The organism is Ruegeria profundi, assembly GCF_001507545.1.
Classification (GTDB): domain Bacteria; phylum Pseudomonadota; class Alphaproteobacteria; order Rhodobacterales; family Rhodobacteraceae; genus Ruegeria; species Ruegeria profundi.
On sequence record NZ_LQBP01000020.1, the window covers coordinates 1 to 18,408 of the forward strand.

Consider the following 18,408-nt stretch of genomic DNA (forward strand, 5'->3'; position numbering starts at 1 on the left):
AGCCACAATCCCCATAGCACCGAAATCTGCCCGCGCTTTCCTCCTTGTCAGATTTATCGCCGCTGCAGCTCACGCTGACAGCAGCCACAAACCTTAGACGAAGCAGTCACACAACAATGATCGAAATGAGTTTACCCGCACTTCGCACAATTTGAACGGGAAGGGCGTGGGAATGCTAGGACTATTCCATACCTAGGGCTTCGCGACCAGCTTGCCGCTTGCGCCAAGTGTCGCCCATCCCTTGCTGCATTGCTCGCGGAAGCTGATCGACGGGAACAATCAAGCCACGATCCTCTGTCGGCCAATCGGTCAGGAGTTCGGGTTTGAACCCTCTAGGACAGTAACCCGTCCGCGATCTCGCACGCCTTGCGCCGCAGTCGTGAGAAATATTGTGACATTTCAGCGCCCAATGCCTCAGGGAACCGTGTACAATTCCAGACGGGGAAAACCATTATAACCGAAACGGAAACCGCCGGCCTGCGAAATACCTGATCCGGCTGGCTTCAATGGTCTTTTCTGCGTCGCAATGTACAATTCCCGACGCACGGGTTGTTCAAGTAACAAGTAAAGTGAGAGCCTTTTTATCATGTCCACGAAAGACCAGCTCCATACAGCATCTGACCGTGACGCTCGCCGCCACCCCGTGGCGTCCGTTGCTGTTTTGGTGCCGTGTTACAATGAGGAAAAATCAATCGAACACGTCGTACGCGGCTTTCGGGACAGCCTGCCCGATGCCCGGATTTACGTATGTGATAACAACTCCACCGATCGCACCAAAGAAGTCGCAGAAGAGGCGGGCGCCATCGTATGCACTGAGCCACAGCAAGGTAAGGGCAACGTGGTACGCCGCATGTTCGCAGACATTGACGCAGACATCTATGTTCTGGTCGATGGCGATAACACGTACGAAGCAGCCGCTGCACCTCGACTGATCTCAACCTTGGTTGACGGCACGCTTGACATGGTCACCGGATGCCGCGTGACGGAAATCCGAGAGGCTTACCGACCAGGCCACGTGTTGGGCAATAAGGTTCTTACCGGTCTGGTCACATCCGTTTTTGGTCGGCGAACACGCGATATGTTGTCGGGCTATCGCGTTTTCTCAAGACGCTTCGTGAAAAGCTTTCCGGCACTATCGCGCGGATTTGAGATCGAAACGGAACTGACCGTTCACGCACTTGAATTGCGCATGCCCATCGCCGATGTCGATACAGCCTATGTTGACCGGCTACCGGGATCCAATAGCAAGCTTTCGACTTTCCGTGACGGCTTCCGCATTTTGAGAATGATCGTAAGCCTCGTCAAAGAGGAGCGCCCGACTGCTTTTTTTGCTGGGCTCGGCGGGCTGCTCGCGGTGCTGGCGGTTGTTGTAGGTTGGCCAGTGGTGGCCGAGTTCCTTGAAACGGGACTTGTGCCGAGATTGCCCACTGCGGTGCTCGCAGCTTCAATCATGGTGATTGCAGTCCTCTCCACGATGGCAGGCCTCATTCTGGGGACGGTGACCTTGGGGCGACGCGAGATGAAGCGACTGCACTACCTACAGACACCACCGGTCCGGAGCCGCTAGGTGCCAGCGCCACACTCTTTGACACAGATTGCCCGTTTTGCAGTCGTGGGTGTCATGGGTTTTATGGTCGACGGGGCCTTATTGCACAATTCGGTTGAGGGATTCACTTCGTGAATCCAGTAAGATAGCTGGATGGCATGAGCAGATGGGCCCCTACGAAGCACAAGACCAAGAACTGGTCGGCTTTCAATGAAGCGTAGAAGCGGTGCGGATCGTTTTCGATCTGGTTTGATCCGGGGATGACATGGCGACCACCACCGACAGGCAAGCGTGGTCGATAACCGAGCTTCAGCGACGCGGCGAATGTTGGATTTGATCCCAGCGGCGTACGGTATGATCGGTCACCCTTTTTTGCGAAATAACGCGAGGCGACGGTCAGTTGACAAAAGCAGCTTAGTCAGCGTGGTACTATGTGGCTATCGAATAAACATCCATGACCTCGGAAAAACCTGTGAACTCAACGCCTTGAATCAACCTCGACTCCAGCGTTGCACCAAGGCCATTCTTCGTGGTCTCATCAATCAATAGCTCGCAGCCAATCGCCTTTGTGTGCGCCTCAAGCCGCGCTGCGAGGTTCACCGTTCTGCCAATGCAGGTATAGCTCGCGCGCGCCTCGGTCCCGGCATAGCCAGCGACGACTTCACCAGTCGCGATACCAGCCCCAATCCGGATGGCGGGCGCGCCGGCCGCGATACGTTCGGAATTAAAATCCGCCATCATCGCAAACATGTCTTGTGCGGCAGAAACCGCAGAGACCGCCGTATTTTCAAGCGCTTGCGGTGCTCCGAACACCGCCATAAGCCCGTCCCCGATCATGAGCGTTACGATCCCGCCATGGTTTGCGATCGCGTCGAACATCAGCGTATAGTAGGCGTTTAGAAACTCAATGCTCTCCTCGGGAGTCTGCGCCTCGCTTAAGGCCGTGAAGCCACGGATATCGCAAAAGAGGATGGACGCCTCGACGCGCCGCCCGCCAATCGAAAAGCCCTGCTCGGCGAGGTCCTGTGCCACCTCACGCGTTGCGAAGCGTTGCAGCAAACGTCTTTGCTCGTCGCGTAGCCGTTTTTTCTCCAGACAGGAATTGATCCGGGCCTCGAGCAAGGTCTTGTTCACCGGTTTGGGTAAATAGTCTTCTGCGCCGAGTTCGATGCAGCGCACTATGTTTTCCAATCCCTCTACGGACGAGGTCACGATTACCGGCAGGTCGCGCAGCGCCAGATCGGCCTTGAGCGCTTCGAGAACCTCGAACCCGTCCATCTCCGGCATCTCGATATCGAGAAGAAGCAGATCGAACGCCTCTTTGTTGAGACGCGCCATCGCCAGCCGTCCGTTTTCCGCAATCTCGGCGTGGTGGCCGAGCATCTCGACGCTTCGGGACAGTAGAAGCCGATTGACCTTATTATCATCGACGATCAGAAGTCGTTGCCCGGTCTCAGCCATCACGCCACTCGATCAGGGCGGCGCTGGCTTCAGCGTAGCGGTCCTCGAGCGCTTCGATCTGGGGCCCATTATCCGAGTTGAGACCGCCCAGTTCCAGTTGCCTGGCCTGTTTCGCCAGATCAGTCGCCCCGAACACATTTGCATTCGATTTCAGCGAGTGCGCGCCGCGCCGGAACTTGTCGGCATCGCCGACGACCATCGCCGCCTTCATCTCTTTGATCAACCCGGGCGCTTCTTCGAGAAACGTGTTCACGAGGTCTTCGACGAAGCCCTCACCCATCGTGTCCTGCAACGTGTCAAAGATGTCGGCATCTAGTGGCAGATCGGCCATGGTCATTTCTTCTTTCTCTGCGGAACCTGTTTGAGCGCCTCGACAAGGCGCTCGACGCGAATGGGTTTGGCAATGTAGTCATCCATCCCGGCGGCCAGACACATTTCCCGGTCGCCCTGCATGGCGTTGGCGGTCATCGCAACAATCCGGGGGCGGTCATCAAAAGACGCGGCGTTGATGCGGCGCGAGGCTTCGAGCCCGTCCATCTCAGGCATCTGCACGTCCATCAAAACGACGTCATAGGTCTGCCGGACGAGACTTTCGAGCGCTTCGACTCCGTTGCTGGCCACATCGCAGCGATAGCCCATTTGTTCCAGGAGACGTGTCGCCAACTTTTGATTCACAAGATTGTCCTCTGCGAGAAGTATGCGCAGCGGATGCTGTTCTCCCAGTTTTGGCTCGGTGCTTTTCTTGGCCGATGAGACCCGGCGTCGCGGCTTGCGGCGCGCCTTGGGCGCAAAGATGCTGATGAGCGTATCGAACAGGTGCGATTGCTTGAGGGGTTTGGAGAGGAACGCGGTAAAAAGCCCTTCCTCGGATTTCACGTCCCGCACACCCAGCGAACTGAACAGAACAAGCGGCAGGTCCGGGCGCACCTTGCGGATCGCTGTGGCCAGCGCAGTCCCGTCCATGTCGGGCATGTGCATATCGAGAATGGCAAGATCGAAGGGCTCGCCTCGCTCAACCGCTTTCAACCCAGCCGCGGGCGTGTCGAAGGCCACGGTGTGCGTACCCCATTTCTCGGTTTGCAGCGACAGAATCTTGAGATTGGTCTCGTTGTCATCGACCAACAGCAGGCGCTTGCCGACAAGCTCGTTTTGCGGGCCGGTGAGGTTGCGCATTTCGGTTTTCGGCAGTGTCGCAGGCTTTGCCAGTACCGAGAAGCGGAAGGTCGATCCCTTCCCTACCCCTTCGCTTTCGGCGGTCATCGTCCCACCCATCAATTCCGCCAAACGTTTCGAGATCGCAAGGCCGAGCCCGGTGCCACCATATTTGCGGGTGGTGGAGCTGTCGGCCTGACTGAAGGATTGGAACAAACGGCCCATGCCCTGTTCGGTGAGACCGATCCCGGTGTCGCGAACGGCAAACTCGACCGAGACGTACCCGTCCTCTTGCGGCGTGGCGGTAACAGAGAGCACAACCTCGCCAGAATCGGTAAACTTCACGGCGTTCGAGATCAGATTGAGCAGAATCTGCCGCAGCTTGGTGAGGTCGGTACTGATCGCGGCAGGCACGGCATCGTCCATCAGGTAGGCAATATCGAGCTGCTTTTTCGCCGCGCGACCAGCCATCAACTCAAGCGCACTTTCGATGCACTCCCGCAGATCGAACGGGTGCGTTTCGACCTCCATCTGCCCGGCTTCGATCTTCGAGAAGTCAAGGATTTCGTTGATAATGCCCAAGAGCGCGTCGCCACTATCCCGGATCGTCCGCGCGTAATCCTTTTGTTCGTTGTTCAGCGGAGTGTCCATCAAAAGCCCGCTCATACCGATCACTGCATTCATCGGCGTGCGGATTTCGTGGCTCATGGTGGCAAGGAAGGCGCTTTTGGCCTCGTTGGCCTGCTCGGCTTCCTCCCGCGCCTCCTGCGCTTCGCGGAACAGGCGCACGTTCTCGATTGCAATGGCGGCTTGATCGGCAAAAGCTTCGAGCTGGTCGAAATCGGACGTGCTGGGCATGACCCCGTCCGCCCAGGCCACGACCAAAACACCCCAGAGCCCCCCGCCGGTGCGGACCGGAACGCCGATGATATGCCGGTAGCCGTGAAGCCGGGCGGTTTCATGGTCAAAATAGAGCGCGGGGTCTTGCGCATCGACGATGTGGTGCCGCTGGCCAGTCGCGATGACCTCTCCGGCAATGGAGTTCTCGCTTGGCGGCGCTGGGTAACGGCGTAGGTATACCCGCATGAAGTCCTCGGAAAATCCGCTGGCGGAGCGATGATGAACAAGCCCGTCTTCATAGCGCCAGAGCATGCAGAACTTGGCGTTACACACATCGGTTGCGCTTTCGGTGATGCGATCGAAGACGGGCTGCAAATCGTCCGGTGACTGGCTGATCACACGCAGAATTTCGGCGCTTGCTGTTTGCCGGGCGAGTGAAGACTGCGTTTCGTTGAATAGCCGCACATTCTCGATCGCGATCACCGCCTGATCGCAGAAGCTTTGTGCAAGCTCAATCTCGTCGTCAGTAAAGGCCTGGGCCGCTTTGGTCCGTGTGAAAATTAAAACCCCCACCGCCTCGCCTTCGCGCAAGAGCGGTAGATAGAGCGCAGTCTTGAGACCAAATCTTTCCCATGTTTCCGGCTCGTGACCGATCAGATCGACCTGTGAGCCATCGGGGATGTGCAGATACTCTTTTGTAAGCATGACACGCGAAGGGTAGTTCCGATCCGGCTTGATGGGTATCGCGCGCTTGACCAGGTCGTCTGCAGGACCTGAGGGCCGGGCCCCGGCTGCGGGTCGGACAAAATCTCCCTCGCGCTTCAGGATAACTGCCCCATCGCAACCCATAAGCCGCACCCCAGACCGCACGATGGCCTCAAACACCGGCGTCGTATCGTCCGGTGACTGGCTGATGACCTTAAGAATATCGGCACTGGCGATCTGCCGCGCGAGCGCGGTTTGGGTCTCGCTGAAGAGTCGAACGTTTTCGAGGGCAATCACCGCCTGGTCGCTAAAGGACCGGGCCATTGCAATCTCTTCTTCCGAGAACGCGCGCTTGGTCGTGCGGAAAAACGTGAAGCCACCAAGACAGGTCTGCCCTCGCATCATAGGCACAAAGAGCGAGGATCGATATCCGTGTTTGTCGCGCAAAACGATATCTGCCGGGCCAAGCTCAGCTGTACTCCAGTCTGGAATGTGCACCAGCTCCCCTTTGCGCATCGCCATTGGAAGCAGGCTCTCCGTGGCATCAAGCGGGAACCGCACCTCCGCCACGTTCGCAGAGAGCCCCTCGGGCGTGGCGACTGTGGTTTGCCACCCATAGGTGCCGTCCGATTGCATGGCCTGAACGACATCGCAGTCGATCAAAGAGACGCCAGAGGTGACGATTTCCTCAAAGACGGGTTGCACATCTGTGGGGCTTTCACTGATCACCCGAAGCACATTGGCGCTGGCGGTTTGCCTTGCCAGCGCGGCTTTGGTCTCGTTGACGAGCTTCGCGTTCTCCACCGCGATCACCGCCTGATCGGCGAAGCTCTCAACGAGCGCGATGTCCGTGGCGGCGAAGGGTTTCACCTCCCGCCGGTAGAGAGCGATGTTCCCGATCCCCTTGCCTTTGTGGACCATCGGAATGGCAAGGAAGGTGCGAATGTTTTCTGCCTTGGCCGCTATGATAGCAGGGTCATCGTTCTTATAGGCTTCGGTCTCAAGCACGTCTTCAACGTGCATGGGGCGCATCTGGACAATCGACTCCGTCGTGTTGAGACCCGAGGCCAGGTTCCAGCGTGTCTCTCCCACTTTCAGGAATTCGATCTCCTCGCCCCAATGGGCAACAAGCCGCGAATGGGTCTTCTGTTCTTCGACGAGGTTCATGCTGGCCATGGGCGCGTCGCAGAGGTCGGCGGCCCGTCTCAGAATCGCCTCGAAGACCGGCGTGAGATCATCCTGAGCCTCGCTGACCACGCGCAGGATCTCGGCACTGGCAGTTTGGCGAACCAGTGCTGTTTGGGTTTCATTGAACATCCGCGCGTTCTGGATCGCGATCACTGCTTGGTCAGCGAAGCTTTCCAGCAGGTCCATTTCGCGCTGCGTAAACACACTGGGCGAGGTCGGATCGTCATGACTGCGAGCGAGGCTTATGAGCCCAATAATCTGACCTTTCCACAGCATCGGCGCAAGGATCGTGGCGAAGTTTCCATTCTTTTCGCCCATGCGTTTGACGACCGGATGCACGTCGTCACCGTTAACGGCGTCGGGCACATAACAGACGCGCGGCTGGTCCGAGACGGCATCAAGCAGCGTCCGAGACGGGGGCGATGGTTGATAGTCGGCGCCTTGCCGTGTCCCATAAGGACCGCGGATTTCCCCGATATGCACCAAACCGTCGGCTTCGAGCGTAAGCACCGCAAGATCGTCGCAGGGGATGAGCTTTTGGCAACTGTCGAGGATTTTGGAAAATACGGGCTTTGCGTCCTCGACCGAATTGGAGATGACCTCCAGGATATCCGCGGTGGCAGTCTGCTGCTCAAGCGCCTGGTTGGTCTCGCGGAAGAGCCGCGCGTTCTGAATTGCAATAACGGCCTGATCGGCAAAGCCCTGCATAATGCCGAGCTCTTTGTCCGTGAAGGGCTTCGCCGAGCGCGCCACACCCACGACACCGATCCCTTTACCCTCCCAGATCATTGGCGCGAAAGCGACCGAGTGATAGGAGGCGATCCGAGCCATCTCGCGCAGCACTTTCGGCACGTCCGGGTTGTTCGCGCAATCGGCAAAGTTTGCCACACGCCGGGTGCGGATCGCGTCGCCCGCCGGTGTGATCTCCCATGGCGCAGGGAAGGTCTGCAAAAGCTCTTCTTCGAAGTTTCCGATATAGGCCGCGACCTGCAAGAGCCCATTATCGTCTATCAGCAGAACATCCAGTTCCTCACCGCCAAAGAGATTGCGGCAGCTGTCGAGGATTTTTTCGAACACGGGCTGAGTGTCCTCGACAGACTGGCTGATGACGCCAAGGATTTCCGCGCTGGCTTTCTGCTGCTCCAGCGCCTCTTCGACCTCCGCAGTGCGCTGCTGGACCTCGTCAAAGAGCCGGGCGTTGCCGATGGCGATCACGGCCTGCGCGGCGAAGGTCTCCATCAATCCAATCTGCTTTTCTGAGAAACCGTTGACCTGATCGTGGGCCATGGTGATGGTACCGATCGTCTCGCCGTTCTTGATCAGCGGCACCCCGAGCGCGGAGAGATAATTGCCCTGCCGCGCGGGTCCGCTCCATTCGTATGTCGGGTCCGCGAGAGTGTCGGCGACATATACCCGTTCGCCCGTTCCAGCGACGCGGCCAGTGACAGTGTTCTGGCCAGGCACGATGGGATTTGCTTTCAGGATCTCAACAATATCGTCGGGTGCGTCAATGACCTCGACAACTTCAAAATTGCCCGTCTCTGCGTTCTTCAAGGCCACATAACCGCCCTTCGGCGCGCAGAGCCGCTTTGCCACGCGCAAGATTGCCTGCAGCACAGGCCGCACCTCGTTCGGCGAGCGGGAAATCACCCCGAGAACTTCCGCGGTCGCAGTCTGGTATTCAAGCGCTTCTTCGACCTCCGCCGTACGTTCTTTCGTTTCCTGCAACAGGCGTGCGTTCTCTATGGCGATACTGGCCTGATTGGCGAACGTCTGCACAAGTTCGACTTGTGCAGGCGGTGGCGAGCCTGTGTGGGGCCAGCCCATCACGATCGCATATTCTACCTTTCCATTGACCCGGACAGGAACACCCCGCGTGTGCCGGTAGCCCAGACGCTTTGCAAACGCGTTGGCCATGAGGGGGTCGTTTTGTGCATCCTCGACAAAAAAAGGCTTTCCAGTTTGCATCACCCGATACCCGACATGACCTTCCGGTCTGTTGGACGCGTAGCCTTCTGCAAGCTCGTCAATTTCCGCATCAAACCCGTACTGCGCCCGGACGCTGTAGGTCTCGCCGTCAAAGTGATCCAGAACACAGAAGGTCGCCTGGCAAAGCTCTGCGGCCTTTTTCACCAGCAAATCAAAGACGGGCTGAAGATCTGATGTAGCCTCGTTGATGACTTGCAAGAGCTCCGCACTGGCCTGCTCGCGCACCAGCGCCTCCTCGACTTCCGCCGTGCGCTGCTGTAACTCGTCGAACAGTCGCGCATTGCTGAGTGCGATCACTGCTTGCGATGCAAACGTCTCCAAAAGCGCAATCTGCTTGGTGCTGAACGCGTGCGCTTTGCTATGGGCCATAACGATCACACCGACCACCAACCCGTCTTGCACCAGCGGCACGCCCAGCGTCGTCAGGTACATGCCGACGTCGGCAGCCTGCTTCCACGTGTAGCTTTCATCGGTCGCGGTGTCGGCGACATAAACCGTCTTGCCGTGCAGCGCCGCGCGCCCGATGCAGGAGCCTTCCTCTGGCGGGATTGGGTTGGCCTGCAGGAACACGGTGAACTCCTGCGAGACGTTGTTCGACGTTGCGATCCGGTAGAGTCCGTCATCTGGATCGCGCATGGCAAAGAAGGCGTATTCCGGCGTGCAGATCCGCGACGCGACAGTGAGGATCGACTCCAGCACCGGCTCAAGCTCATTTGGAGAGCGCGAGATGACCCCCAGCACTTCGGACGTCGCGGTCTGGTATTCCAGCGCTTCCTGTGTTTCGACGAAAAGCTGCGTGTTACACAGGGCGATAATGGCCTGATCGCAATAAGACTGTGCAAGTGCAATCTCGGCCGCGGAAAATTCCAGCGCCGTTTTGGACCCCAGCGCAAGAGAGCCGAGACAGACGCCGTTCTGCACCAGCGGGATATAGATGGCACAAGAGAGCCCAAGCTGCTTGCCGCGAGCGACCTCGTGGGGCGGAAGATCGTAATTGACCCAGTCGATAATATGCTGCGTCTCGCCTGTGGTCATGGCGCGCGACGGAAAGTTCTGTTCAGGCTCAAGCGGCATGAGCGGCAGACCGCCTGCGGTGAAGCGCGAGGCGAGCTTGGCCGCGCCTTCGCGAACCTTTTCGGTGATCATCACACCGCCCCGTACCGCGCCCGAAGCCGGATAGTAATTGTCACCCTCGCGCAGGTGGAAAATGGCCATCTCGCAGCCAATCATCTCTACCGCGCTGCGCACAATCGTGTCGATCACCGGCTGGACGTCGGTGGGCGACTGACTGATCGCCCGCAGGATACTCGATGTGGTTTTCTGCCGCTCGAGCGCCTCTTGAGTTTCGGTGAAAAGCCGTGTGTTCTCGATTGCAATTGCGGCCTGATCGGCGAAACTTTGAATGAGTTCCACCTGAGCGCGCGGCCGCTCGGCCGTGCTGGGCCACGCAACCAGTATGACACCCCAAACTTGCCCACCGTTGAAAATGGGCACGCCAATCAGGCGACTCAGGCCGGTTTTTTGGGCGAAATTAGCGTTGTAATAGGTCTCATCGCGGCAATCCTCGACGTCGATGAGGTCTTTGGACTGCACAACCTGAACCGAGGGATGGGTCAGATCATCGGGCGGCACCGGATAGTGATCGCTCAGCTCCTGTGCCAGATTTGACGCCAACCCGTGCGCCGCGCGATGCAGTATGCCGGCATCCCCGACCTGATCGAGTATTACGAAGCTCGCATCGCATAGCTCCGCGGTCTTCTCCACAATCGCGTCGAACACAGGTTGCAGATCGCCCGGCGCATTGCTGACGAGCCGCAGAATTTCCGCGCTCGCGCTTTGCTGCGCCAGAGCGGCCTGCGTTTCGCGAAACATCGCCGCGTTCTGAATAGCGACGCTGGCCTGCTCGGCAAAGGCCTGCACAAGCGCGATCTGTTCATCCGCCGTCTCGAATGCCTCACGCAGCCCCAACACAATGACGCCCCACATCCCGTCCTCTGCCGGAACTGGAACCCCAATAACATCTTTGAACCCATAGGTTTGTGCGAGCTTTTTATCCCGGTAATCAGTATTTCCGACATGCTTAAGATGCACAGGAGCGCCGCTGTCATAGACCATCCCGGTTGCCGAGTTCGGCGTCACTGGCGCGGGAAACGCGGACAAGTAGTCTTCAAGCTCTTCGCGTGGAAACCCGTAGATCGCGGCGTGATGAATGACGTTTCCCTCAAGCCGCCACATATTGCAAAAGGATGCATCGCACAACTCCGCTGCGTGCCGGGCCACAGCATCGAGTACCGGCTGCACATCGCCTGCCGCCTGATGCATGAGCGACAGCACGTCCAACAGCGCAGCTTCCCGCGCCCGGGCTTGCGCCAGCGAGCTATCGATTTTTGCGTTGTCGACGAATTCCGGCAATCAAGCATCCCACGTTATCGCGTTTTCGTGATAGTTTAGTCTATGACACGTAGACATGGCCAGATAGGTACTGTCAGACGAATTCGAACAAGTCTCAGTTTGACGCCAAACCCGAGAACCTATCCGGAACAAAGCTGACGCTACTCAGTAAGAGCGGCGGTGCGTGGCAACTTGAAAGTACCTCTGCTGGTCAGCGATCTTTCCTTGTTGAAGTGGTTGTATACGGAGGAATGGACGGAGGCGAACTTCTGTAAACTTCGCATGCGCCTGAAACGCTGCATCGCGCGCAGTTGCTGAACACGCTTCTTTCTGATCTCCGGCGCAAACATCGGGCCAAACCTGTTCCACCAATAGCAGATAGTTTCGTGGCTCACGTCCATGCCTCGCTCGTGCAGCAGATCTTCGACATTTCGAAGCGAGAGCGGGAAGCGGATGTACAGCATCACCGCAAGGCAGATGATCTCGGGACTGGTTTTAAAGTATTTGAAAGAGGCGGGCCTGATTATAGGCAAAAACTACGCAACCGCCCTGCCCGCCTCAACCCTAGTTCCTCTGACATGCCCCCCAAGGATCAAAGCTGTGCCCAGAGTAATTAGAACCGGGTTGAGCGACATGATTGCCGCGGCATTTGCCAAGACGTGTAGCGCCTATCTGGTCATCAGTACTTTATCGGCCGTTTATTCCTCAACTCGGTCCTTCAAAAATAGGTCGTTTCGCGCTGAATGACGTTCTTTTTTTCTTCACGCCATGCTGCTAATTGATTTGGCGGATTTGTTGCATCCGCGAAAAGGCGGCCAAACGGCACTTCCGGTACGGGCTCAAGGCAGCCATCTGAGTCTTTCAGTCAGATGATTGCTTAGGAACGGATAGCGATCATTGTTGGTGGTCATTCCGAGAATTTTTCGCCTGAAGGTCTGCATTAAGAACGGCAGCGGACGTTCGCAGAAATCTGCTGAAAGGCAGAGTTGCGGGACAAAACCGTCGTTCGAATTAATTGACTTTGAACCATCCCATCATCCCACTCGCCTGATGCGACAGCATATGGCAGTGGATCATCCATTTGCCAGGATTATCCGCGACGAATGCAATCTCCACCGTTTCGTCCGCCTGTATGAGGACCGTATCGCGCACGTCTTTGTGGGGATCGGGTACGCTGTTGCGCGACAAAACAGTGAAGTGGTGCCCGTGGACGTGTATGCCGTGCGGGAAGGCCGAGCGATTGGTCACCTCCATGCGCACCGTTCGACCAAGGCGTGCTTCAAACATTGGTTCGCCCATGCCGTGGGCGACCCCGTTGAATGCCCATGCCATGCCGCGAGATGTCAGTTCGCGAAAATCCATTTTCTCGCCCTGATATGTGGCTTCAACCATGCCCCGCATGGCGCCTCCTTCCATCAGCAGGGGCTGGTTCTGCGCAGTCGCGAGGTCAAGTGTTGGCAGCGTTTTCCATGATGGCAATGGTCTGACATCTTCTCCTGAACGCTGCACCGGTTCGCCCTCAATATTGAAAGAGGCAAACTCCACCTGATTTCCTCTCCCAGTGTCGACCACGAGATTGGTCATTTCTGTGGATGTCACCGGTGCATCAACGACGATATCGGCCCGCTGTGCTGGCGCCAATTCCAAAACTTCGAGCTTGCGCGGTGCAACAGGATGACCGTCCAAAGCGACGAGGGTCGAGGACAGGCCAGGTAAGCTGATTGGCATGATCCGGTCGGTTGCGACATTGATCATCCTCAGGCGCACACGCTCAGCAGGGCGAAGAGAGAACCCTGGGAATGACTGTCCGTTTACCGTCCCTGTGTTACCCATCCTTCCCGCATGAGCCGCTGCATGGAGATCGTCCCATCTACCTTCGACAATTGATCCATCTTCGTTAAGTAGCCAATCATCAAGCACCAGCGTAAGTTCACGGGTTGCTGCACCGGGCAGGCCCAGCCATGGCTCAACATCTTCCACGATTAGTGGTCCGGCAAGTCCACGTGCGACCTGCTCCCGGCTTCGGTTGTGGGAGTGATACCAATACGTCCCCGGGTCTGGACAAACAAAATCATAATCGAATGTACCACCGGTCGGCACGGGATCTTGGGTCAATGGTGCCGCCCCGTCCATCGCATTGTCGATCCGGATACCATGCCAGTGCACCGCTGTAGATTGCGGCAGTTCGTTCAGAAGCCTCCGCGTCACCCGTTCGCCTGCTTTCACGCGTATCTCAGGTCCTGGAACTGATCCCGCACCCTTTTGAGCATAGGCCCATACATCCGTTCGTGGAAATCCTTCGGGGGTGAGTTGCGCCGTTGATGTCGTTGCCCGAAGGACCGCCTGAGTTCCGTCGGCATGGCTGTGCTTCGGTAGCAAGGGAGCTGCTCCAAGAGCGGAAAGACCAGTTACAAACGAGCGACGTGAAAGCGATGTCATAAGCCTACTCTTCTTAAAGGTTCACAGGCGGAGTGGTTACAGAAGTAAGTGTTGCTGTCGAAATCAGTATCAAGAGGACGAAGAAGCCCTCAATCTTAATTGAACGGCGCAACTTGGACGCGGCATGTTCGTCGCCATTTTCTAGTGTCGGAACGAGCTTCAACTTGTTCAGAGCAGCAAGGCTCAGCAAACCGGAAAAGAAGATCATCTTAGTCAGAAGTGTCCAACCGTAGGCGGTGGAGAACAACCCATTCACTGATCCCGTCATCAACCACGCGAATGTTAACCCAACAATCACGAGAGCCGGGACGGTCCCGCTCGCTACGACACCAAAACGGTGCAAGAGAATGCCCGCAAATTCCAACCGTGCCGCTTGATGAAGAGGTGCCAAAGCCGCAATCCAAAAACCGGCAGTCAGTAGATGGACTGACAACAACCCGACAAGCAACCAACGCGGATCACTGAGCGAATGGCCGACTTGCGTGTACGAGACCGCGATCAAAACAGACCCAATCAAAGCGATGAGAGAAGCAACATTGCCGCCAAGAGCGATTGCCAGAACGAGCAAGGTGCCAAGGCCTCTCAGAACCGCTGCCGATCCAAGCGGGCTTTCCCAGATCAACCCCAGCATCATCGTGTCGGTCATGCCATCCATGCCCATGCCGGAAATACGCGCGGACCGAATACCAAAGCGCAAAGCGATGAGCGCGACACAGAGAAAAGCCGCTGCGATTGCGATGCTGCGGGCAACACGCAGCACGTCCTTGTGCGCCTCCCGGAATGTCACAATGAACAGCGGCCCACCAAGTGCCAGCAACGCGGTGCCATACTCCAGTGCCTTCGCAAGTATGGCGGCGATTGCCCATGCATCTATTGGAGCCAAGCCCGTCACGATCAGCCTACCTCACTCGGCGACCGTAAAGCTGAACGATCCCTGCATGGGGTGTCCATCCGCCGCCAGCCCGCGCCAATCGAACTGATAGACACCTGCACCCATTGCGCTTTCCGGCGTCGCACGGAACTCGGTCACCGGATCGAGGCCGGTCTCCCGCACGATAGCAACATCGCCATTCGGACCTTTCAGTGATATGGCTGTTACGCGCATCGGATCGTCAAACCGAATTTCAATCATCTCTACGGTCTCGACCGTCGTGTTGTTGCCCGGCGTGGTTTGCTCTGCTTTTGAATGACCAAACACGCTGGTTGGCAGCAAAAGCAGTGCGGCGATTGCCGTTGATTTTAGTCTCATCGCCTTTCCTCCATTTCATCATGGCGCGCCCGAATGTGCGGCGGCCAGGTTGACTTGATATAGCTCAGAACGGCGATGATTTCGTCGTCCGAGAGTATGCCCTCATACGCTGGCATATTGGTCGCGTAGCTTGGGTCACCAATTACTTCTGCCGGACCATACTTGGTCAGGCGAAACAGCAATTCACCATCATGGTGCCATGTATGTCCGGTGGCATCATGCGGCGGCGCCCGCAGGCGGCCATCTTCGTCAAGACCTTGCCAGCCTTCCTCGCCTTCGAGATTGGAACCGTGGCACGACGCGCAATTTTGTTCATAAACCTCCGCTCCATGACTAACGACGGATGCATCATTAGGTTTGAGGACAACGCCACCAGCGTTTGAAAGCCCGGTGGCGAAATAGACGAGCGCGGCACCGATCAGAAATACCGCGCCAGATATCAGCGCCCGCTTCACGCTCATTGACCTACACTGTAGTAAACCTGATTGTCAGAGGCTTCTCCGCCGAACGCAAAAACATCATACCGTACACTTGGATCAGTCCCCATGCCAGGTGAGCCGTACGGCATGCCGGGCACGGCGATACCTTTAACGTTCGGGCGCTCGGACAGCAGTTTGCGAATGGCTTCAAACGGAACATGCCCTTCGACTACATATCCGTCGATGGTAGCGGTGTGACATGCCCACATGTTTCCGGGGACACCACCTTCCAGCTTGGCGCTGGTCACATCCGCCGTGTCGGTCACTTCAACTTCAAATCCTTCTTCGCGGGCCAGCGAAACCCAAGCGCCGCAACAACCGCACGTCGGGCTTTTGACAACGTGCATCTTCCCATAATCTGTCAGGGCTGTGGTGTCGTCTGCGTGGGTATACCCGGTCCAAGTCATAGTTAAGAAGCTCAGCATCAGTACACCAACTGCCGCACGTCCGAGTGTTCTGCTAGTTTTAATCATAGTCGTGTTCCTCACGGAATAAGAACGACAGGGCTTTACCCGTCGTGATGCAATCCAAGAATTGGGGAATACGCCCGCTTGGGGCGTAGCTGCATCAGGCGCTTCGCGGTGGATCGAGAGGTCCTGCGAGTTCAACACCATCCGGCACAATGCCATTTTCGGCGGAAATATCCGACGAGACTTCCGGCAATGGCTCGCCGTCTGCCGGAGCAGGAAGGAGACCCGCAAAAATATGGCAATCCGGAGAGTTGTCATTGTGATCCGTGCAGCAATGCTCGTGTGCACTGGAGTGTGTATCTGGCACACTCACGTGAAGCTCGTTTTCCATAAGCCCATGCGCGCCCGCCATCGCATTGGTATGAGCGATGGAGAAAAAGACCGACAGGATCATTAATAGGCGAAAAAAGCGCATGGGTACCAATTTACCCAGCGCGAGCTATCGATTGCAAGCAACAACAATGGAGCGTGACTGTCAGGTACCAGTGTGCGTGCGCATCTTGGCCTCTCGCCATCAAGCCGAAGAAACCGAGTCGTTTAATCCGCGCGACGACGGCTGTGTCTTCGCTGGTTACCGTCAGTTCAACGCCCTGTTTGCTTTCCTGCACTGAAACGGCCCAGCGATAATCGCGCGCCTACTGGCCAGCATGTGCCGGTACCATCCGTCTCAATGAAGCAAGCGTCTCTGCATCGCCCGTGACCGATACACGAAGCCCGTCTAGCAGTGAGGTCTCGGTAACGATCGATCCGATTAAAAGCCTGTCCATGTCAACGAAGTGTTCGCATAACCCAGACAAATCGACTTTTGTCCTATCCGTTTCCGGTTCCGCCTCAAGAACACGCACAACCTCTGCCAAGGCCCCAAATGTGCATTGGCCCGGTTCCTTCAATCCGGCACCGCCGTGCATTTGCGTGTGCATGTGCGTTTTGTGTTTCTGCGAACTGCCCCTAGTGTTGGAGGATTGGGTGTCAGTGCATCTACAAACGGTCCAGACCAAGGGGCTTAGCCACTTGATGTGTTCGTTCAGTGCGTAAAAGGCCACCTAGGGCTCGGCCCGGTCATTTGTTCAATCGCGACAAATGTCTGCTCTGTAGACGCAGCTTCTATTCGTTGGAAGTGATTTCAGCAGGCTTCGCCGATGGCTGATTACTATCTCATTGAATTGACACGGAGTGATGATCTAGGATTATGGACAGATGAGCAAAGTTCAACGCCCACCGAAGCCCCGACCGCGCCCCTATTCTCCCAATCCTGATCGCTATGAGCAAATGGTCTATCGCCGTTGCGGTCGGTCTGGCATAAAGCTACCAGCGATAAGCCTTGGGCTATGGCACAACTTCGGTGAGGATACGCCGCACCAAACAAAGCGCGATCTTTGCCGGACTGCTTTTGACCTGGGTATAACGCACTTTGATTTGGCAAATAACTATGGCCCGCCCCCGGGATCGGCGGAAGAGGCATTCGGCGAAATTCTGAAAACTGATTTCGCAGGCTATCGAGACGAACTCATCATATCTACCAAGGCCGGTTACGACATGTGGCCAGGCCCTTACGGGGAGTGGGGATCACGGAAATATCTCGTGGCCTCATGTGACCAGTCGCTCAAGCGGATGGGGCTCGACTACGCAGATATCTTTTATTCCCACCGTTTTGATCCGGATACCCCACTGGAAGAGACTATGGGAGCCTTGGACTATATCGTGCGCTCCGGACGCGCACTTTACGTCGGGATTTCAAGCTACAACTCGCAAAGAACACGCGAAGCGCTTGCCATCTTGAATGACCTAGGCACACCGTGCCTGATCCATCAGCCTTCCTACAACCTGCTCAACCGCTGGGTTGAACACGACGGGCTGTTGGACACGCTCGATGAAATGGGCGTCGGATCTATTGCGTTTACGCCTCTTGCACAGGGTATTTTGACATCGAAGTATTTGAACGAAATTCCTGCAGGCAGTCGGGCGACCCAAGGAAAGTCGCTCTTGGACGGCATGATCAACGAACGTTCACTGGCGAGTGTCCGGGCTCTAAACGACATAGCGGCGTCGCGCGGTCAATCATTGGCACAGATGGCGCTCGCTTGGGTCTTGAAAGGCGGTCGGGTAACGACTGCGCTTATTGGCGCTTCGCGACCCGAGCAAATCGTGGATTGCGTCGGTGCAGTCGACAATATGGAATTTACCGACGCGGAACTCTCAAGGATTGATGAGGTCAGTTCGGAAGAGGACATCAATTTATGGGCGCGATCCTCCGAAACTGAGTAGCAGTGATGTCGACGTTTTTTGGTGCGAGCAGGCTTTTTGCACAATAGCATGTCATTTCCGCTTTGACACCTCTATGTCGGCTTACGGCAGAACCGGACGTTGGCTTCAAGGGCGACTAAGTCCGAGTTGCGGACGAGGACGAAACCGCTCTCGCGGTATTGGCGCTGGTGGCGTTCGCTGGGCACTGATTGGGGCACAGAGATTTTGTAGATGGGCGCGTCTGCCTGACGATTG

General features: G+C 56.8%; 14 protein-coding genes and 1 pseudogene. 4 read left to right on the plus strand and 11 right to left on the minus strand.

Features of this window, described 5'->3' with window-relative positions:
• Nucleotides 1–586: 586 nt before the first annotated feature.
• Both AVO44_RS20225 and AVO44_RS21660 read left to right on the plus strand, forming a co-directional pair.
• Nucleotides 587–1,567 carry a glycosyltransferase family 2 protein gene (locus AVO44_RS20225; RefSeq protein WP_082677604.1) on the plus strand — a complete coding sequence of 327 codons (981 nt, stop codon included), beginning with the start codon at nt 587–589 and terminating at the stop codon, nt 1,565–1,567.
• A gap of 137 nt (nt 1,568–1,704) precedes the next feature.
• Nucleotides 1,705–1,845, plus strand: a pseudogene (locus tag AVO44_RS21660) (IS5/IS1182 family transposase); the annotation flags it as partial.
• Nucleotides 1,846–1,975: 130 nt separating this feature from the next.
• Here AVO44_RS21660 and AVO44_RS20230 read toward each other — a convergent pair.
• The 10 genes from AVO44_RS20230 to AVO44_RS20275 all read right to left on the minus strand — a co-directional run bounded on the left by AVO44_RS20230 (nt 1,976) and on the right by AVO44_RS20275 (nt 16,324).
• Nucleotides 1,976–3,007 carry an adenylate/guanylate cyclase domain-containing protein gene (locus tag AVO44_RS20230; RefSeq protein ID WP_068341221.1) on the minus strand — a complete coding sequence of 344 codons (1,032 nt, stop codon included), beginning with the start codon at nt 3,005–3,007 and terminating at the stop codon, nt 1,976–1,978.
• Complete coding sequence (locus AVO44_RS20235) at nt 3,000–3,344, minus strand: Hpt domain-containing protein (RefSeq protein ID WP_233422045.1); 345 nt, start codon at nt 3,342–3,344, stop codon at nt 3,000–3,002. Before AVO44_RS20235 ends, AVO44_RS20230 begins: the two co-directional genes overlap by 8 nt.
• The gene (locus tag AVO44_RS20240) at nt 3,341–11,293 is read right to left on the minus strand and encodes a GAF domain-containing protein (protein ID WP_068341224.1); all 7,953 of its coding nucleotides are present in this window, start codon (nt 11,291–11,293) and stop codon (nt 3,341–3,343) included. The genes AVO44_RS20235 and AVO44_RS20240 overlap by 4 nt, the downstream gene beginning before the upstream one ends.
• A gap of 140 nt (nt 11,294–11,433) precedes the next feature.
• A complete protein-coding gene (locus tag AVO44_RS20245; RefSeq protein WP_068341255.1) occupies nt 11,434–11,799 on the minus strand; it encodes an IS6 family transposase in 366 nt (121 codons plus the stop codon).
• A gap of 484 nt (nt 11,800–12,283) precedes the next feature.
• On the minus strand, nt 12,284–13,711 hold the full coding sequence (locus AVO44_RS20250; protein ID WP_068341227.1) for a multicopper oxidase family protein: 1,428 nt from the start codon (nt 13,709–13,711) through the stop codon (nt 12,284–12,286).
• A 13-nt stretch (nt 13,712–13,724) separates the two neighbouring features.
• Nucleotides 13,725–14,603, minus strand: coding sequence for a copper resistance D family protein (locus tag AVO44_RS20255; protein WP_068341229.1), 879 nt, complete (start codon nt 14,601–14,603; stop codon nt 13,725–13,727).
• A gap of 12 nt (nt 14,604–14,615) precedes the next feature.
• Nucleotides 14,616–14,960, minus strand: coding sequence for a copper resistance CopC family protein (locus AVO44_RS20260; protein WP_068341232.1), 345 nt, complete (start codon nt 14,958–14,960; stop codon nt 14,616–14,618).
• Nucleotides 14,957–15,421: a c-type cytochrome gene (locus AVO44_RS20265; protein ID WP_068341235.1), complete on the minus strand. Its 465-nt coding sequence runs from the start codon at nt 15,419–15,421 to the stop codon at nt 14,957–14,959. The genes AVO44_RS20260 and AVO44_RS20265 overlap by 4 nt, the downstream gene beginning before the upstream one ends.
• Entirely contained in the window at nt 15,418–15,912 is a 495-nt protein-coding gene (locus AVO44_RS20270) for a DUF411 domain-containing protein (protein WP_068341237.1), read from the minus strand. Before AVO44_RS20270 ends, AVO44_RS20265 begins: the two co-directional genes overlap by 4 nt.
• A gap of 94 nt (nt 15,913–16,006) precedes the next feature.
• Nucleotides 16,007–16,324 carry a hypothetical protein gene (locus AVO44_RS20275; RefSeq protein WP_068341240.1) on the minus strand — a complete coding sequence of 106 codons (318 nt, stop codon included), beginning with the start codon at nt 16,322–16,324 and terminating at the stop codon, nt 16,007–16,009.
• On the opposite strand from AVO44_RS20275, the gene AVO44_RS21425 reads away from it, so the two are divergent.
• The gene (locus AVO44_RS21425) at nt 16,323–16,520 is read left to right on the plus strand and encodes a hypothetical protein (RefSeq protein ID WP_068341242.1); all 198 of its coding nucleotides are present in this window, start codon (nt 16,323–16,325) and stop codon (nt 16,518–16,520) included. The two genes, AVO44_RS20275 and AVO44_RS21425, sit on opposite strands and share 2 nt — an antisense overlap.
• A 24-nt stretch (nt 16,521–16,544) precedes the next feature.
• Here the strand turns inward: AVO44_RS21425 and AVO44_RS21430 are convergent, their stop codons facing one another.
• On the minus strand, nt 16,545–16,829 hold the full coding sequence (locus tag AVO44_RS21430) for a hypothetical protein (protein WP_068341245.1): 285 nt from the start codon (nt 16,827–16,829) through the stop codon (nt 16,545–16,547).
• Between the two features lie 277 nt (nt 16,830–17,106).
• Here AVO44_RS21430 and mgrA point away from each other — a divergent pair, with 277 nt between their 5' ends.
• A complete protein-coding gene (gene mgrA / locus AVO44_RS20290) occupies nt 17,107–18,174 on the plus strand; it encodes an L-glyceraldehyde 3-phosphate reductase (protein ID WP_082677605.1) in 1,068 nt (355 codons plus the stop codon).
• Nucleotides 18,175–18,408 lie beyond the last annotated feature (234 nt).